This window comes from Pseudomonas sp. NPDC087342, from assembly GCF_044744265.1.
In the GTDB taxonomy this organism is placed as follows: domain Bacteria; phylum Pseudomonadota; class Gammaproteobacteria; order Pseudomonadales; family Pseudomonadaceae; genus Aquipseudomonas; species Aquipseudomonas nunensis.
The window spans coordinates 1-16970 of sequence record NZ_JBIUXZ010000037.1; the positions used below are offsets into that span (position 1 = coordinate 1).

A 16970-nucleotide genomic window follows, 5' to 3' on the forward strand; every position below is an offset into this window, starting at 1 on the left:
TCGGAGGGAAAAGGAACCTCCTTGTGGCGCGGGTCGATACCCAGCTTTACACTCAGACCACCGCCGCTACCATGGGTTCGCCATGTCGACATTAGATGAAGACGAACGCCGCGAATACTACCGTATCGAGGACTCGATCGCACTGGAAATTCGGCCCCTGTCTGCTCCCGAAGCCGCAGGCCAGGAAGTGTTGCAGGATGCTTCCCCACTATTCAACCTGCTCAGCGAATTGCACCTGAGTGAATTCGAGTCGCAGCACCTGTTGCGCCAGATCAGTGAGCGCGACCGGGCGATTGCGGCATTCTTGAAATCCCAGAACAAACGCATCGACCTGCTGAGCCAGGTGGTCGCCCTGACCGTGCTCGGGCAGATCGGCGAGCCGCAACCGGTGATCATCTCCGAAGGCGGCATCGACTTTCAGCACCCGACGCCGATTGCGGTCGGCGCGCACCTGTCGGTCAAACTGGTGCTGATGCCGCAAGCGCTGGGCCTGTTGCTGCGCGCCAGGGTCACCCACTGCGACCGCAAGGGCGATGGCTACGACGTCGGCACCGAGTTCGAATACCCGACCGATGCCCAGCGCCAGTTGCTCGCCCGCTACATCTTGCAGAAGCAGGCCCAGGAACGACGCCTGGCCCGCGAACAAAACGAATCAGGCATTTAATTAAGGAAGAACCGTGACCCTCATCTACGGCCATCGCGGCGCCAAAGGCGAAGCACCGGAAAACACCCTGACCAGTTTTCAGGAATGTCTCAAGCACGGCGTGCGCCGTTGCGAACTGGATCTGCACCTGTCCATGGACGGCGAGTTGATGGTCATCCATGACCCGACGCTCAAGCGCACCACCGACCGTCGCGGCAAAGTGGTCGAGCACTCCGCCAAGGATCTTGTGACCTACGACGCGCGCAAGGGCGGCCCGGGCTGGATCAAGCCGTGCCCGATTCCGACGCTGGAAGAACTGTTCGAGAAATGCGATTTCGAGCACTGGCAACTCGAAGTCAAAAGCGCTTCACGCACCCGCGCCGCGACCACCGTACTGGCGATTCGTGAAATGGCGGTGCGTCATGGCCTGCTGGACAAGGTGACGATCACCTCGAGTTCGCGCGAAGTATTGAAAGCCGCGCTGGACCTGGTGCCGGACGTGTCTCGGGGATTGGTGGCCGAATACGCTTGGCTCGACCCGTTGAAGGTCGCGCAAAGCTATGGCTGTGAGATTCTGGCGCTGAACTGGACCCTGTGTACGCCGGAACGCCTGCAGAAGGCGCAGCGTCAGGGCCTGCATGTGTCGGTATGGACAGTCAACGAGCCCGCGCTGATGCGCAGACTCGCCGACTTCGGCGTTGACAGCCTGATTACAGACTTTCCCGGTTTGGCCACTGCCACGCTCGAGAATTGCTGAAATCGGTCTCCCCGGCCGGCTCAGGCCACCGGCCGGAGCCGCTCAAAAAAGCCGGTTGAGGCCATCGTACGCCGCTACCCGATAGGCTTCGGCCATGGTCGGGTAGTTGAACGTCGTGTTGACGAAGTATTTCAGGGTGTTCAGTTCACCTGGCTGGCTCATGATCGCCTGGCCGATGTGAACAATCTCCGACGCCTGATAGCCGAAGCAGTGAACGCCCAGCACTTCCAGGGTTTCACGGTGGAACAGAATCTTCAGCATGCCCTGGGGCTCGCCGGCGATCTGTGCACGCGCCATGCTCTTGAAGAACGCCTTGCCCACTTCGTACGGCACTTTGGCCTGAGTCAGCTCCTGCTCGTTCTTGCCGATCGAGCTGATCTCCGGAATGGTGTAGATGCCGGTCGGCACGTCATTCACGAAGCGCCAGCTATTGTTATCCACGATGCTGCCAGCAGCCGAACGGCCCTGGTCGTGCGCGGCACTGGCCAGGCTTGGCCAGCCGATCACGTCGCCGGCACCGTAAATGTTCGGTACGCAGGTGCGATAGGCTTCATCGACTTCGATCTGGCCACGACTATTGACCTTCACGCCGATGTTTTCCAGACCCAGTGCGTCGGTGTTACCGGTACGGCCGTTGCACCAGAGCAAGGCGTCGGCCTTGATCTTCTTGCCGGACTTGAGGTGCAGGATCACACCGTTGTCCACGCCTTCGACGCGGTCGTAGTCTTCGTTGTGGCGGACCGTGATGTTGTTGTTGCTGAAGTGATAGCTCAGGGCCTGGGAAATTTCCGAGTCCAGGAAGCTCAGCAACTGACCACGGTTATCCACCAGCTCAACCAGCACACCCAGGCCACTGAAGATCGAGGCGTATTCGCAACCGATCACGCCAGCGCCGTAAACGATGAGTTTGCGCGGGGTGTGGTTGAGGCTGAGGATGGTGTCGCTATCGTAGATACGCGGGTGATGGAAATCGATGTCCGCCGGGCGATAAGGACGCGAGCCGGTGGCGATGATGATGTGCTTGGCCACCAGTTTTTCGACCACGCCGTTGGCGCACACCACTTCGATGGTTTGCTCGTCGGCGAAGCTGCCGGTGCCGAAGAACACGTCGACGCGGTTACGGGCGTAGTAGCCGGTGCGCGAGGCGACTTGTTTGGAAATGACTTTTTCAGCGCTTTTCAGCACGTCCGGGAACGAGAACCAACGCGGCTCACCAATGGCCCGGAACATCGGGTTGGTGTTGAACTGCATGATCTGCCGGACCGAGTGACGCAATGCCTTGGACGGGATGGTGCCCAGGTGGGTGCAGTTGCCGCCGACCTGGCGACGGCTGTCGACCATCGCCACCTTGCGCCCTGCTTTGGCGGCGTTCATTGCCGCGCCTTCTCCCGCCGGGCCGGAACCCAGCACCACCACGTCGTAGTTGTAGACAGCCATGCGTACTCCTCAGAACAGGCCGCGGCGCCATCGGCACCTGCGGCTAAATCACGCCGATCTGCGGCGTGAAGGAACAATTTGGGGCCAGTGCAGAACCCGGACACAGTCTATAGAAGCGTCAACGCCGCGCACATTAACCCTTGGTCGCGTCGTAGGCTACTTTTGCCTGCGCTACAACGCCAGTCTTCAATGCTCGGATCGCCGTAATCATTCGGTTTTGCCGCCACTGAGCCGCTCAAAAGCCTGATTGGTTCGTGTGACGAAACCTGTATCGGCACGAATCACAAAGAATGCACCGATGTTGTGTTTTTCCGCGTAGTCCCATCCACGTTCCGGGCCGAGAATCAGCAGCAGCGTCGATAAGCCATCGGCCATCAGGGCTGAAGGATTTATTACCGTGACCGACGCGAGGTTGTGGGTAATCGGCGCACCGGTGCGGGCATCGAAGGTGTGGGAATAGCGCCGACCGCCCTGCTCGAAATAATTGCGGTAGTCGCCGGAGGTGGAGACGCCGTAGCCGTCCACGTTAATGATGCGCTCGGCCACTTGCTGGTCGTCCCGAGGTTCTTCCAAGGCAATTTTCCACGGAGAGCCGTCGAGTTTTTTACCGGCGGCCTTGAGTTCGCCCGTGGCTTCGGCGAGGTAGTTGTGGATGCCCATGCTGTCGAGTTTGGCGGCGATGCTGTCGACCGAGTAGCCGGCGGCGATGCTGTTGAAGTCCACCTCGACCGAGGCGTCCTTGCACAGTTGATCGCCGTCGATGCGCAGGTGCGTGTAGCCGATTCGCTGCATCGCGGTGGTCAGTGCTTCGGGACTGGGGACTTTTTCCTCGCGGGCCTGCGGGCCAAAACCCCAAAGGTTCATCAGGGGTTCGACGGTCAGGTCGTAGGAACCTTCGCTTTGCAGCGACAGTTGTTGGCCGACTCGAACCAATTCGAGGATCGGCGCGGGCATGGTCTGACAGCGATTGGCGGGCAGATCGTTGAAACGCTCGATGTCCGAGTCGCTGCGGTAGGTGGACATTTGCCGGTCGACGTCAGCGAGGATTTTTTCGACTTCGGCCTGCACCGCTTTTGGCGCGGGCAAACCCTTGGTTCGTACGTACTTGATCGAATAGGTGCTGCCCATGGTCGGGCCGCCGAAGCTTTCCATGGAATCGCCGTTTCCGCAGCCGGATAGCGCAATGAACAGCAACGGGAAAACCCCCTTCCGCTTCAACAATCTCAATCCCCCTGAATACCCCGACACAGCGCCAGTGCCGGCCATTATGCAACACCCCTGTAGGAGCGAGGCTTGCCCGCGAAAGCGATCAACCTGACACACCGCCTTCGCGGGCAAGCCTCGCTCCTACAGGTTTCTAAGTCGTTCAACCTCTATATCCATGCCGGCTAATGGCTATAACGTTTAAGCAGCAGCCTAACTAGTGGTTGCCTATCTATCTTCATACACATATCGTTACAAAACTGTTCGGTGTGTGCCTGCGTGCTTGAGGCCGACAGCCAGGAAGCGTCAAGACCAGGGATTTCCAATAAGACAGCCAAAGTGAGAGCGTTAAAATGTCCTCGAATACGGGCAAAGGCAAAGCGATCTTTCGCGTTGTCAGCGGTAATTTTCTTGAAATGTTCGACTTTATGGTCTACGGCTTCTACGCCACGGCCATTGCGAAGACCTTCTTCCCTGCCGACAGCGCATTTGCCTCCCTGATGCTGTCCCTGGCGACATTCGGCGCCGGGTTCCTGATGCGTCCGCTGGGTGCGATTTTCCTCGGCGCCTACATCGACCGTCATGGTCGTCGCAAAGGCCTGATCATCACTCTTGCCCTGATGGCCGCCGGTACGGTGCTGATTGCCTGCGTGCCGGGTTACGCCACGCTGGGCGTCGCTGCGCCGCTGATCGTGCTGTTCGGGCGCCTGTTGCAAGGCTTCTCGGCGGGCGTTGAACTGGGCGGTGTGTCGGTTTACCTGGCCGAAATTTCCACCCCGGGCCGTAAAGGCTTCTTCGTCAGCTGGCAGTCCGCCAGTCAACAAGCGGCCGTGGTATTCGCCGGTTTGCTGGGTGTGGGCTTGAACCATTGGCTCAGCCCGGAACAAATGGGTGACTGGGGCTGGCGCGTACCGTTCCTGATTGGCTGCATGATCGTGCCGGTGATCTTCGTGATTCGTCGCTCGCTGGAAGAAACTCCGGAATTCCAGGCGCGCAAACATCGCCCTACCCTGCAGGAAATCATCCGTTCGGTCGGTCAGAACTTCGGCATTGTCATCGCCGGCATGGCGCTGGTGGTCATGACCACCGTGTCGTTCTACCTGATCACCGCCTACACGCCGACCTTCGGTAAAGCCGAACTGCATTTGTCCGATCTGGATGCGCTGCTGGTCACCGTGTGCATCGGCCTGTCGAACTTCTTCTGGCTGCCGGTGATGGGTGCTGTGTCCGACAAGATCGGGCGCAAACCCCTACTGTTGGCAGCGACCATTCTGGCGATCCTGACCGCCTACCCTGCCCTGTCGTGGCTGGTGGCGAACCCGAGTTTCAGTCATCTGCTGATCGTCGAGTTGTGGTTGTCGTTCCTGTATGGCTCGTACAACGGCGCCATGGTGGTAGCCCTGACCGAGATCATGCCGGTAGAAGTTCGTACAACCGGATTCTCCCTGGCCTACAGCCTGGCGACCGCGACCTTCGGCGGTTTCACTCCAGCAGCGTGCACCTACCTGATCCACGCGCTGGACAACAAGGCTGCGCCGGGGATCTGGCTCAGCGGTGCGGCGGTGTTGGGGTTGATTGCGACGCTGGTGTTGTTCCGTGGCAACAAGCATGAACTGCGGACTGCGCGGGCAGCTGTGGTTGGCGGCGCCAGGTAGATCGCATTCGCGGGCAAGCCTCGCGCCTACAGGTCGCGTGCGATATCAAAATTCGCGCATAACCTGTAGGAGCGAGGCTTGCCCGCAAAGAGGCCCGCCAGAACACCCAAAAATCACCGATCCGCCACCTTCAGCGACCGACTCCACCCCCCGCCCAACGCCTTGTACAACGTCACCTGATTAATCTCTCGCGCCAGCTCAAGCTGCGCCCATTTCTGCTGCGCATCAAACAACGAACGCTGGGCATCCATGGTGGAAAAGTAACTGTCCAGACCCGCCTCGAAACGCAAGCGCGATTGCCGATACGCCTCTTGATAATCCCCTACCAGTTTTTTCTGAAACTCCACTTGCGTGAGCATTTCCTGCCGTGCATTCAAGGCATCGGCGGCTTCGCGAAAGGCATTCTGCACGGTGGCCTCATACGCCGCCGCCCGCCCATCGAACCGCGCATGACTGGCATCCACTTGGGCCCGCCGTGCCCCACCATCAATCAAAGGCATCGAGCCCGCCAGCGCCAGCGACCAGAATTCCGCCGGGCCACTGAGCAGTCGGGAAAAGTCGCCGGTCAGGCTGCCCAGGGCCGAGGTCAGGGAGAACGTCGGAAAATACGCACTGCGCGCCGCGCCAATATCCGCGTTGGCAGCACGCAACTGCGCTTCAGCCGACATGATATCGGGACGTCGCTCCACCAGTGACGACGGCAAACCGGCTGGCACATCCAGCGTCGCCAACTGCTCACCCAACGGGCCGGTCGGCAACAAGCCCACGGGCACCGGTTGTCCCACCAACACCCGCAAGGCATTGATGTTTTGCGCCACTTGCATGCGGTAGGTGTTGACCTGCACGGCGGCGGTGTTGGTTTGTGCATCCGCCTGGTGAACATCGATCCGTGCACTGGAGCCCAGGTTGAAACTCTTGCGCAACAATTGCCCGTAACGATCCTGTGACTGGTAGGTGTTTTGCGCCAATTCGAGCAAATGTTGATTGGCCTTGAGGCTCAGCCAGGTATTGGCCACTTCGCCGATCAGCGCCAGCCGCGCCGTTTGATAGTCGGCCTCGGACGCTTCGAAACGTGCCCCGGCGGCATTGCGCTGGCTGCGGATGCGCCCGAACAAGTCCAGCTCGTAGGAGGTAAAACCACCAGTCGCCTGAAACGTATTGGCGATGCTGCCGGCACTGTCGCCGCCGCCCGGCGTACGCACCAGCGGCGGCAGCTTGCTGCGTCCGGCGTAGGTGTCGATCCCGATCGTAGGAAACAGCCCGGACTCGGCGCTCGCATACCCGGCCCGCGCCTCTTCAACGCCGGCCGCAAACTGACGCAAGCTGCGGTTATTGGTCAGGGCCATTTCGATCAACTGGCGCAGTCGGTCATCGACCACAAACCCGCGCCAGTCCTTGTCGAACGCCTGCTTGCCGACGCAACACTGGCCGGCGGTATTGGCCGGCCATTGCTGATCGATCGGTGCATCAGGTTTTTCGTAAGTGGGCTCCAGCGAGCAACCGCCGAGCAACAACAACGACATCAAGTATGAAGTGGGCAAGCAACGGTTCATGGTGCGCACCTACAAGCGTTGGCCGAGCAAGGCTCGCAACGGAGAAAGAAGCAACGTCCACACACCGGACGACCTGGACACACTGACGGGCGGCAAGGGTTGCTTGCGCGAACGAACCACCACTGGCCGCCAACGCGGCAGCGGGACGTAGGACGATGTCCTGGCGGGCGCAGGCAAACGCGACGCGGGGTTCTTTTCGCCCAGCAGCGCGCGCCGCAGCAAGGTGCCGAAGGCCAGCGCCGGCTCGGCCTTGCTGACAACATTGATCGTCGCATCGCTGAACAGCCGCGCAATCAGGCGCCGCCGCAGCCCTTCGTCAAGATCGACAAACCTCAAGCCCAATTGGTCGGCACCGTGATTGCGCATGACCTCGACGTCCAGCCAACCGAGCCGGTTAATCCACACCTGGCCGCATAACCCTGGCTTGATCGAGGACGCGAAGGCGCACGTCAACGAAGCGCCGCTGAGGGAAATATCCTTCAAGCGCCCGACCAACGTCTTGCCGCCAAAGCGCAAACCGGTGGGCTTATCGAAAGGAAAACGTTCTTCGCCGTGCAGTCGTGGCCGGTCGACACACGCCACCAGCGTCGCGAGGTTGTAGACCAGCGCGACCACCGTCCAACACAGATTGAACATCATGTTGCCGTCAAACGCCGCAGCGGTGCTGATGGCGATGTAGGCGCCGATTTGCGAGAACAGCGTCAGCGCGAAAAAGAACCCGAAAAGCTTCCAGTGCACCATCGTCTTTGAGCGGTCGAGGCCTTTGGCAGTGACTTTGAACGGCCGCCCGAACGGACGAATCATGGCGCTGGCGATGGTTGCGGTGACGGCCAGCGAGGCAACGATCTGCGTGACTTCGGTGAAAATCGGCAAGGTGCGCCGGTCGGTGACCCAGGTTCCGTAGCCCCAGAACGCAATCAATGCCGGCATGCCGAAGGCGAGGAAATCCACCGGGTTGGCATAAAACCCGGCAATGCCGAAGTACCAGTACAGCACCGGTGACACCAGCATCATCAAAATGAATGGCTTGGAGAACCAGTGCATCAAGCCGTGGATGTAATGCAAACGGTCGTTAAGCGTGTAGCCGCTGCCGCGCAACGGCCCGTCCTTGAGCAACGCGACCTGAATCGTGCCCAGGCACCAGCGCCCACGCTGGTTGATGTATTCGGTCAAGCCTTCGGCGGACAAGCCGATGGACAGGCGCTCGTTCAGCCAACGGGTGACGTAGCCCTTTTGCAGCAATCGGTAGGTGGTGTAGATGTCTTCGCACACCGAGCCTGTAGGAAAACCGCCTATCTCGGTGATCAAATCCCGCCGCACCACGAAGGACGTACCGACGCAAAACGCCGCGTCCCAGCCATCCTTGGCCGGTTGGAACACATCGAAGAACACCCGCTGTTCGTCCACCCAGCACGCGGACGTGCCGAGGTTGTGCTGGATCGGATCGGGGTTGTAATAAAACTGCGGGGTCTGCACCAGACCGACTTTCGGGTCGTCGAACAGGCCCAGGGTGCGCATCAGGATCGGCTGCTGCGGGGCAAAGTCAGCGTCGAGCACCAGGATGTACGGCGCATTGCTACCGGCCGCCGACTGACGCAAACCGTTATTCAGGTTGCCGGCCTTGGCGTGGGCATTGTCCGGGCGCCGGGCGTACTGCACGCCGACCTCGGCGCAGTAGTCGCGCAACCAGTCGCGCCGGGTATCGTCGAGCACCCAAATGGTGAAGTTGGGATAGTCGATGGCCTGGGCGGCGATGATGGTTTTCTCGAGGATCTCAAGGCCTTCGTTGTAGGTAGCGATAAACACATCCACCGCCGGCACGTTGCGGCCCTGGGCACGCAATCGTCGTTCACCGGCATCCGCCTGCGAACGGTGATCCGAACGACAGAGCATGACGATGATGGAAAACAGCGTGTAGCCGATTGCCAACATCTCGAAGAACAGAAAGGTGTAGGCCCAGACCGTGGCGAATCCAGAGTGGCCGTCGGGCAAGGTGTCGCGAATCCGCCAGGCCGCGTAGTTGACCAGCAACAACGCGGTGACGGCGCCGAAACCGGCGCGCGCCGCCCATTGATCGCGGTGGGTCAGGCAGGTGAACAGAATCACCGCCGCCAGCGTCCAGAAATTGATTTGCAGCAGTTGCAACGAGTCCAGTGCCTGCATGTCAGTCAGCCTCTAGCGAACCGGTAAAGGGATTGACGCCCGTGGCCGCAATCGCCGCCCACGCCGTGGCGCCCAAGTGAGGCAGGTGGTAATAGAAGAAGTCGTTGGTGACGGAGTCCGGGCCTATGGCCAACCCGGTACTGATACGCGGTGCCGGGGTCGCGAACAGCCAACCGTTGCCTGCCTCTTGCGCGAGCAGCACGCTCCACAGCGGCTGCGCCTTGTCACTCAAGCCGCTCAATTGCGCGACCGCGGCAGCCTGAGCGGTGCCTTCAGTCCATAACCCGTCGGGGTCGCGATTGAAACCATAGCCATCGCCTGCACGGTGGGCGTGATCGATAAATGCGAACACCCGTCGCCAATCCTTGGGTGGATCGTGCAAGGCAATCAACGGCCAGATCTGCGCGTCCAGGCCCGAGCGCACGCGGTCCGAGGTCTGGCCATCGGCGCCGGTGCCAATCAGGAAGCGCCCTTCCCCGGTATCCCACTGGCTCGCCACAAACTGCCGCGCGATCTGCGCCTGCCGTGCGGAATCCTGATCCGGTGCCACGGCATTGAGCCCGTTCCAGGCGGCCGCCAAATCGACGTTGTGCTCGGTGGACTTCCAGCTCTGCTGGGTTTGTTTGTCAAAGTAGCCGTAGTAGCCACCGCTGAATCCCGCCGGGGATTGGCCGTCGTAGGTATTTTTCTGCGACCAGTGCAGAACTTTTTTCGCCGCTTCAAGGTAAGACGCCTCACCGCTCTGACGAAAAGCTTCCAATAACGCCAACGCAGCCCAGGCCTGATTCCCGGTGGCGCTACTGACTTGATAGGCATCCTGATTCCAGGCGTTGCGTTCGGTGCTCCAGTAACCCGGCAGCTTCATCGGCGCAGTACCGACCGGCCCGGCGGCATAGGCGTTACGCAAGCGACCGTCCTGGTACTCGGGGTCATGGTGGGTGGCAAAGGCCAGCGCATCGGCAATCCGCCGCGCCGACTCGACCTTGCCGCAGGCAAACAGGGCGATGCTGGCCAAGGCGTTGTCGTAAGTGAAGGCAACCCCGCGCAAGGCCAGGATCGGCGCAGGTTGCCCGTTGAGCGGTGGATAACTGGCCACCAGCACCGGGCCGGCCGGCTGCGATGCGACCGCCCGATCCAGTGCCGCGCAGGTCATCGCCACCAGTTGCGGGCGTGCCTGCGCCGCGAGTGCAGAGGCGCCGCTGCCGATCAGGATCACGCCGACGATTCCTCGAAAAACGCTATTCATGGCCGCGACACCTCGGCACTCGCCCACAACCCCGGGTTGCAGGTCATGGCACGTTGAGCATCGGAGAGGTCCGCGGCAAATGTGCCTACGACGTAGACCGAATTCTGTTCGGCATACGGGAACGGCACGCTGTAACTGTTGGCGCGAATGTCCGAAGCACTGGACAGCAACTGCACCACGCTGGCCTTGAGCGGCTCGGCGAGACCGCGAATCTTCACGGTCAGCACGCTGTCGCGATCGATCTTGCTGGCCATGCGCTCGGGGAAGACCGCAATCACGTAGCTCTGCCCACAATCGGTGGCGCGCAGCAGCGTCGAACCGGCCTGCACCAGCGTGCCCTGGGGCGCCAACAACTCCTGAACGGTGCCCGGGGAATAAGCCACCACGTCGTAGCCGGCCATCAACTTGACGCGGTTCTGCTCGGTTTCAATCAACTGATTGAGGTTATCGAGCTCACGCTGGTAAGTCGCCCGGTTGCGCGCCTGATTATCGAGGCTGAGTTTAAGGGTGGTCATTTGCGCGCTGAGATCGAACATGCGCAGTTGATCCGGATCGAGATACACCTGTTTGTTGGCCGCGCTGACATCGCCGTCATTGATCCGCAACTGTGAACGCACCGACTCGGCCGCGCCCTGCAAGGAGGCCAACTGAGCTTTGGACGAAGCGACTACGGCACCACTCACCGCGCCTTGGGTAAACAGATCGAGATTGCGTTCGACGGTTTCCTGAGCGTCCATCAAGCGTGCATTCGCGGCACTGCTTTCGGCCTTCAAGGCTCTTTGCGTGAAGAGTTGCCGGGTATGGAACGCGGTTTGGTATTGCTGACTGGTGCGCTCCAGCGCCTCGTAATACTGCTGATCGTGCTCGGCCTGACTGGCGGAAGACGACAGTTGCTGTTCCAGGGTCAGGCGCCGGGTTTGCAGGGTTAGCAAGGTTTCCTGGTTGGCCCGGGGGTTTTCCACCACGGCGATTTTCTGCCCCTGAGTGAAGGTTGTGCCGGGTTTGACTTCCAAAGAACTGACGACGCCGTCAATCGGGGTGGTGAGCAATATCACCGGCGCATTTAAAATCGCCCGCGTCGCGGACGCCGATACCAACGGCATCAGCAACGTCGACAACAGCAGCCAGACAATAAACCCCAGGACGCCCAACCCCACCAGGCGTGGCAACAGTGACAATAACTTTGAGCGCTCTTCAGCCATGTTCAACTCTCCCGATAGACCCATGAACACACATGGCCATAGCCCGTACTGCGTAACAGTCAGGCAATAGCAGGCCTTGACCGCGAAACACACTTGGCAGGGTGAGCAAGAACGAACGAGTGCATTGGAAGGCAACTAAGCCGACACTGTTTTATCAGGATTTATTGTGATGTGAGCAGGAATGGGATTCCTGTCTTTTTGGAGAGTTATATAGCGTGCAGCACTGACATCAATCATAACGCCCGAGGCAGAGCGGGCGCTGTCATTGGCGACACTATGTTCAGTACTTTGGACTGTCAAGCATTTGAATGACACAAATAAATGACGCCAATATTGTGCCGAATTTTATATTGGATCCAGCTCAAGCAACTAACGACCGCGTGCTGGCAACTGTTTATTTTTTGAAGACATTTTATTGTTTTTAACAGCGAGGAACTTTGTATCGTTTTTTATATAGTTCTGACTGCCTAACCGAACAGATTAAATTGATATAAGTAGCGACACTTCGCCGAGCACAAACAAAAACGCCCCGACCAAAGTCGGGGCGTTTTCATGTGCGGCTAAAGCTTAGCGCGGGAATGCAGGCGGGTTGACCCCGGCCATGTCTTCCATCACGCGAACCACTTGGCAGCTGTAACCGAATTCGTTGTCGTACCAAACGTACAGAACAACGCGGTTGTCTTGGCTGATGGTTGCTTCAGCATCCACAACACCGGCGTGGCGCGAGCCAACGAAGTCAGTGGACACCACTTCCTGCGAGTTGACGTAGTCGATTTGCTTATGCAGATCCGAGTGCAGCGCCATGTAGCGCAGGTACTCGTTCATCTCTTCACGGGTGGCGGCTTTCTCAAGGTTCAGGTTGAGAATGGCCATCGACACGTTAGGCGTCGGAACGCGGATCGCGTTACCGGTCAGCTTGCCAGCCAGTTCAGGCAGAGCCTTGGCAGCAGCGGTGGCAGCACCGGTCTCGGTGATGACCATGTTCAGCGCGGCGCTACGGCCACGGCGATCGCCCTTGTGGAAGTTGTCGATCAGGTTCTGGTCGTTGGTGTACGAGTGAACCGTTTCAACGTGACCGTTGATGATGCCGAACTTGTCGTTGACTGCCTTCAGCACCGGCACGATGGCGTTGGTGGTGCAGGACGCCGCGGAAACGATCTTGTCGTCAGCGGTGATTTCGCCGTGGTTGATGCCGTGAACGATGTTCTTCAGCTTGCCTTTGCCAGGCGCAGTCAGAACAACGCGATCGATACCCGGGCAAGCCAGGTGTTGGCCCAGGCCCTCGGCGTCACGCCATACACCGGTGTTGTCCACCAGCAGTGCGTCTTTGATGCCGTACTGGGTGTAATCCACTTCAGTCGGGTTCTTCGCGTAGATAACCTGGATCAGGTTGCCGTTGGCGGTGATGGTGTTGTTTTCTTCATCGATGGTGATGGTGCCGTTGAAGGAACCATGAACCGAATCGCGACGCAGCAGGCTGGCGCGCTTGACCAGATCGTTCTCGGCGCCCTTGCGGACCACGATGGCGCGCAGACGCAGGCCGTCGCCGCCACCGGTTTTCTCGATCAGGATGCGTGCCAGCAGACGGCCAATGCGACCGAAGCCGTACAGGACAACGTCGGTGCCTTTGCGCGCCGTAGCGTTTTGCTGGCCAACAACGTCAGCCATTTCTTCACGGACGAACTGCTCGGCGGTGCGGCCATTGCCTTCGTTACGGAATTTGAACGCCAACTTGCCCAAGTCTACCGAAGCCGCGCCGAGCTTAAGCTCGCTCATGGCTTTAAGCAGAGGGAATGTTTCGTGGACGGAGAGTTCGCTGTCGTCGGTAGAGCGATGGCGAGCAAAGCGGTGAGCTTTGAGAATCGCGATGACAGACTGGTTGATCAGGCTGCGGCCATAGATCGAGCTCACCACGTTGTTATTGCGGTAGAGCTGACCGATAAGCGGAATCATCGCTTCTGCGAGTGCTTCACGGTCGATCCATTCACCAAGACACTGGTCGGGCTTCTGAGTCACGGGAACCTTCCACATATGTAGGGGCAGAAAAAAGGGGCTACATTATGCCGCCGAGTGCCTCTCGTAGCAATGCGCGCCTGTCGTGCGAGTCGTAACAAATTCCGCTTCAAAAAAATTACGCCGCGCTGGAGCCCAGTAAATACGGGCCTTCCAGCGCAGTCAAATTTTTGGAGGTAGCGCTGCCTTGTCCGTAACCATCCGTAACACTGGTTGTTTTTGCCACTACATAATCGGCAATTTTCACTGAAAAACGGCTGGATTTTGTCTTTACCACTACATTTTGCCCAACCCGCGTAATAGACATATCTGCAACTGACAGCCGGCACCCGAGGCCGCTACAATTACCGACTTTGTCGCAACGCTTGGAGCTCAACCTTCCGTGCCCGTTCTGCGTCTACCGCTACTCCCTGCCGCGGCAGGTAAACAGCACTGGGGCAACCTGCCCGGTGCCGCCCTGAGCCTGGCCATTGCCGAGGCCGCCAGCGCTGCCAAGCGCTTTACCCTGCTGCTGACCGCCGACAGCCAAAGTGCCGAACGGCTGGAACAGGAGCTGAGTTTCTTCGCCCCGGATTTGCCCGTACTGCATTTTCCCGACTGGGAAACCCTGCCTTACGACCTGTTCTCGCCGCACCAGGACATCATCTCCCAGCGCATTGCCAGCTTATATAGGCTGCCGGAGCTGACCCACGGCGTGCTCGTGGTGCCGATCACCACGGCATTGCATCGCCTGGCGCCGACCAAGTTCCTGCTCGGCAGCAGCCTGGTGCTGGACGTCGGCCAGAAGCTCGACGTCGAGCAAATGCGCACCCGACTCGAGGCCAGTGGCTATCGCTACGTCGATACGGTGTACGAGCACGGTGAATTTACCGTGCGTGGCTCGCTGATCGACCTGTTCCCGATGGGCAGCAAACTGCCGTTCCGGATCGACCTGTTCGACGACGAAATCGAGACCCTGCGTACTTTCGATCCGGACAACCAGCGCTCCATCGACAAGGTCGACACCGTTCGCCTGCTGCCAGCGCGGGAATTCCCCCTGCAAAAGGATGCGGTCACGCGTTTCAAGGCGCGCTTCCGCGAGCGATTCGACGTGGACTTCCGCCGCTGCCCGATCTTTCAGGATCTGAGCAGCGGAATTACGCCGGCCGGTATCGAGTACTACCTGCCGCTGTTCTTCGATGAAACCTCGACCCTCTTCGATTACCTGCCGCAAGACACCCAGGTGTTTTCCCTGCCGGGCATTGAACAAGCCGCCGAGAACTTCTGGAACGACGTGCGCAATCGCTATGAAGAACGCCGCGTCGATCCTTCTCGTCCTTTATTACCGCCGGCCGAGCTGTTCCTGCCGGTGGAAGACTGTTTCGCGCGCCTGAAGAACTGGCCGCGCGTCGTGGCCAGTCAACAAGACGTGGAAACCGGCGTTGGCCGCGAACGCTTCCCGGCGCAGCTGTTGCCGAACCTGGCCATCGAAGCCAAGGCCACCCAGCCACTCGCTGCGCTGGCCGGTTTCCTCGACGAATTCCCCGGACGCGTGCTGTTTACCGCTGAGTCGGCGGGTCGTCGAGAAGTGCTGCTGGAATTGCTCGAACGCCTGAAGCTGCGGCCGAAAACCGTCGACAGCTGGCCAGACTTCGTCGCGGGCAAGGATCGCCTGGCGATCACCATTGCGCCGCTGGACGAAGGCTTGATGCTGGACGATCCGGCCCTGGCGCTGATCGCCGAAAGCCCGTTGTTCGGGCAACGGGTGATGCAACGTCGTCGCCGCGAAAAACGCGCCGATGGCAACAACGATGCAGTGATCAAAAACCTCACAGAGCTGCGCGAAGGTGCGCCGGTGGTGCACATCGATCACGGCGTCGGCCGCTACCTCGGCCTCGCGACCCTGGAAATCGATGACCAGGCCGCCGAGTTCCTGACCCTGCAATACGCAGAAGGCGCCAAGCTGTACGTGCCGGTGGCCAACCTGCACCTGATCGCTCGTTACACCGGCAGCGACGATGCCCTCGCCCCGCTGCACCGTCTCGGCTCCGAGACCTGGCAGAAAGCCAAGCGCAAAGCCGCCGAACAAGTACGCGACGTCGCCGCCGAATTGCTCGACATCTATGCCCGCCGCGCCGCCCGCGAAGGTTACGCCTTCGCCGACCCGAAAGCCGACTACGCGACGTTCAGCGCCGGTTTCCCGTTCGAAGAGACGCCTGACCAGCAGACCACCATCGACGCCGTACGCGCCGACATGCTCGCGCCCAAACCGATGGATCGACTGGTCTGCGGCGACGTGGGTTTCGGCAAGACCGAAGTGGCGATGCGTGCCGCATTCATCGCAGTGCACGGCGGTCGCCAAGTGGCGATCCTGGTGCCGACCACCCTGCTCGCCCAGCAGCACTACAACAGCTTCCGCGACCGCTTCGCCGACTGGCCGGTGAGCGTGGAAGTGATGAGCCGCTTCAAGTCGACCAAGGAAGTGAACGCCGCCATCGCCGAGCTGGCCGAAGGCAAGATCGACATCGTGATCGGCACGCACAAGCTGCTGTCCGACGATGTGAAAATCAAAAACCTCGGGCTGGTGATCATCGACGAAGAGCACCGTTTCGGTGTGCGTCAGAAGGAACAGCTCAAGGCCCTGCGCAGTGAAGTCGACATCCTGACGCTGACCGCCACGCCGATTCCGCGCACGCTGAACATGGCGGTGTCGGGCATGCGCGACCTGTCGATCATCGCTACGCCGCCGGCCCGTCGCCTGTCGGTGCGGACCTTCGTCATGGAGCAGAACAAAAGCACGGTCAAGGAAGCCCTGCTGCGTGAGTTGCTGCGTGGCGGTCAGGTCTACTACCTGCACAACGACGTCAAGACCATCGAGAAATGCGCCGCCGACCTCGCCGAACTGGTGCCGGAAGCGCGGATCGGCATCGGCCACGGGCAGATGCGCGAACGCGAACTCGAACAGGTGATGAGCGACTTCTACCACAAGCGCGTCAACCTGCAGTTAGCCGAGACCCACAACCAGACCGGCAACGGCCTGGCCTACGTTTGCGCCCCCCCGCTGATTGTGGTGTGGGGGGGCGGCCCCGGCGAGCCCGGGGACAGGGTGGTGGAGGCGA

At 60.1% G+C, this 16970-nt stretch carries 11 protein-coding genes; 4 read left to right on the top strand and 7 right to left on the bottom strand.

Annotated features, from left to right (window positions below):
- Positions 1 to 82 precede the first annotated feature (82 nt).
- A complete protein-coding gene (locus tag ACIOYV_RS32155; protein ID WP_401330372.1) occupies positions 83 to 664 on the top strand; it encodes a PilZ domain-containing protein in 582 nt (193 codons plus the stop codon).
- Between the two features lie 13 nt (positions 665 to 677).
- Positions 678 to 1400, top strand: a complete 723-nt coding sequence (locus tag ACIOYV_RS32160) for a glycerophosphodiester phosphodiesterase (RefSeq protein WP_054054264.1) — start codon at positions 678 to 680, stop codon at positions 1398 to 1400.
- A 42-nt stretch (positions 1401 to 1442) separates the two neighbouring features.
- Here ACIOYV_RS32160 and sthA read toward each other — a convergent pair whose 3' ends face one another.
- Positions 1443 to 2837, bottom strand: coding sequence for a Si-specific NAD(P)(+) transhydrogenase (gene sthA, locus ACIOYV_RS32165; protein WP_054054267.1), 1395 nt, complete (start codon positions 2835 to 2837; stop codon positions 1443 to 1445).
- 207 nt (positions 2838 to 3044) lie between these two features.
- Positions 3045 to 3989: an FAD:protein FMN transferase gene (locus ACIOYV_RS32170; RefSeq protein WP_401330376.1), complete on the bottom strand. Its 945-nt coding sequence runs from the start codon at positions 3987 to 3989 to the stop codon at positions 3045 to 3047.
- A 404-nt stretch (positions 3990 to 4393) separates the two neighbouring features.
- Between ACIOYV_RS32170 and ACIOYV_RS32175 the strand changes: the two genes are divergently transcribed.
- Positions 4394 to 5695, top strand: coding sequence for an MFS transporter (locus ACIOYV_RS32175; protein ID WP_401330379.1), 1302 nt, complete (start codon positions 4394 to 4396; stop codon positions 5693 to 5695).
- A gap of 113 nt (positions 5696 to 5808) precedes the next feature.
- Here ACIOYV_RS32175 and ACIOYV_RS32180 read toward each other — a convergent pair whose 3' ends face one another.
- The 5 genes from ACIOYV_RS32180 to ACIOYV_RS32200 all read right to left on the bottom strand — a co-directional run bounded on the left by ACIOYV_RS32180 (position 5809) and on the right by ACIOYV_RS32200 (position 13890).
- A complete protein-coding gene (locus ACIOYV_RS32180) occupies positions 5809 to 7248 on the bottom strand; it encodes an efflux transporter outer membrane subunit (protein ID WP_401330382.1) in 1440 nt (479 codons plus the stop codon).
- Between the two features lie 9 nt (positions 7249 to 7257).
- A complete protein-coding gene (locus ACIOYV_RS32185; protein ID WP_401330385.1) occupies positions 7258 to 9411 on the bottom strand; it encodes a glycosyltransferase family 2 protein in 2154 nt (717 codons plus the stop codon).
- A gap of 1 nt (position 9412) precedes the next feature.
- The gene (locus ACIOYV_RS32190; RefSeq protein WP_401330388.1) at positions 9413 to 10657 is read right to left on the bottom strand and encodes a hypothetical protein; all 1245 of its coding nucleotides are present in this window, start codon (positions 10655 to 10657) and stop codon (positions 9413 to 9415) included.
- A complete protein-coding gene (locus ACIOYV_RS32195; protein ID WP_163909246.1) occupies positions 10654 to 11859 on the bottom strand; it encodes an HlyD family secretion protein in 1206 nt (401 codons plus the stop codon). The genes ACIOYV_RS32190 and ACIOYV_RS32195 overlap by 4 nt, the downstream gene beginning before the upstream one ends.
- 567 nt (positions 11860 to 12426) lie before the next feature.
- On the bottom strand, positions 12427 to 13890 hold the full coding sequence (locus ACIOYV_RS32200) for a glyceraldehyde-3-phosphate dehydrogenase (RefSeq protein WP_054054272.1): 1464 nt from the start codon (positions 13888 to 13890) through the stop codon (positions 12427 to 12429).
- Positions 13891 to 14254: 364 nt separating this feature from the next.
- On the opposite strand from ACIOYV_RS32200, the gene ACIOYV_RS32205 reads away from it, so the two are divergent.
- Positions 14255 to 16970 (top strand): transcription-repair coupling factor (locus ACIOYV_RS32205; RefSeq protein ID WP_401330392.1); only part of this gene is annotated, 2716 nt, incomplete at its 3' end.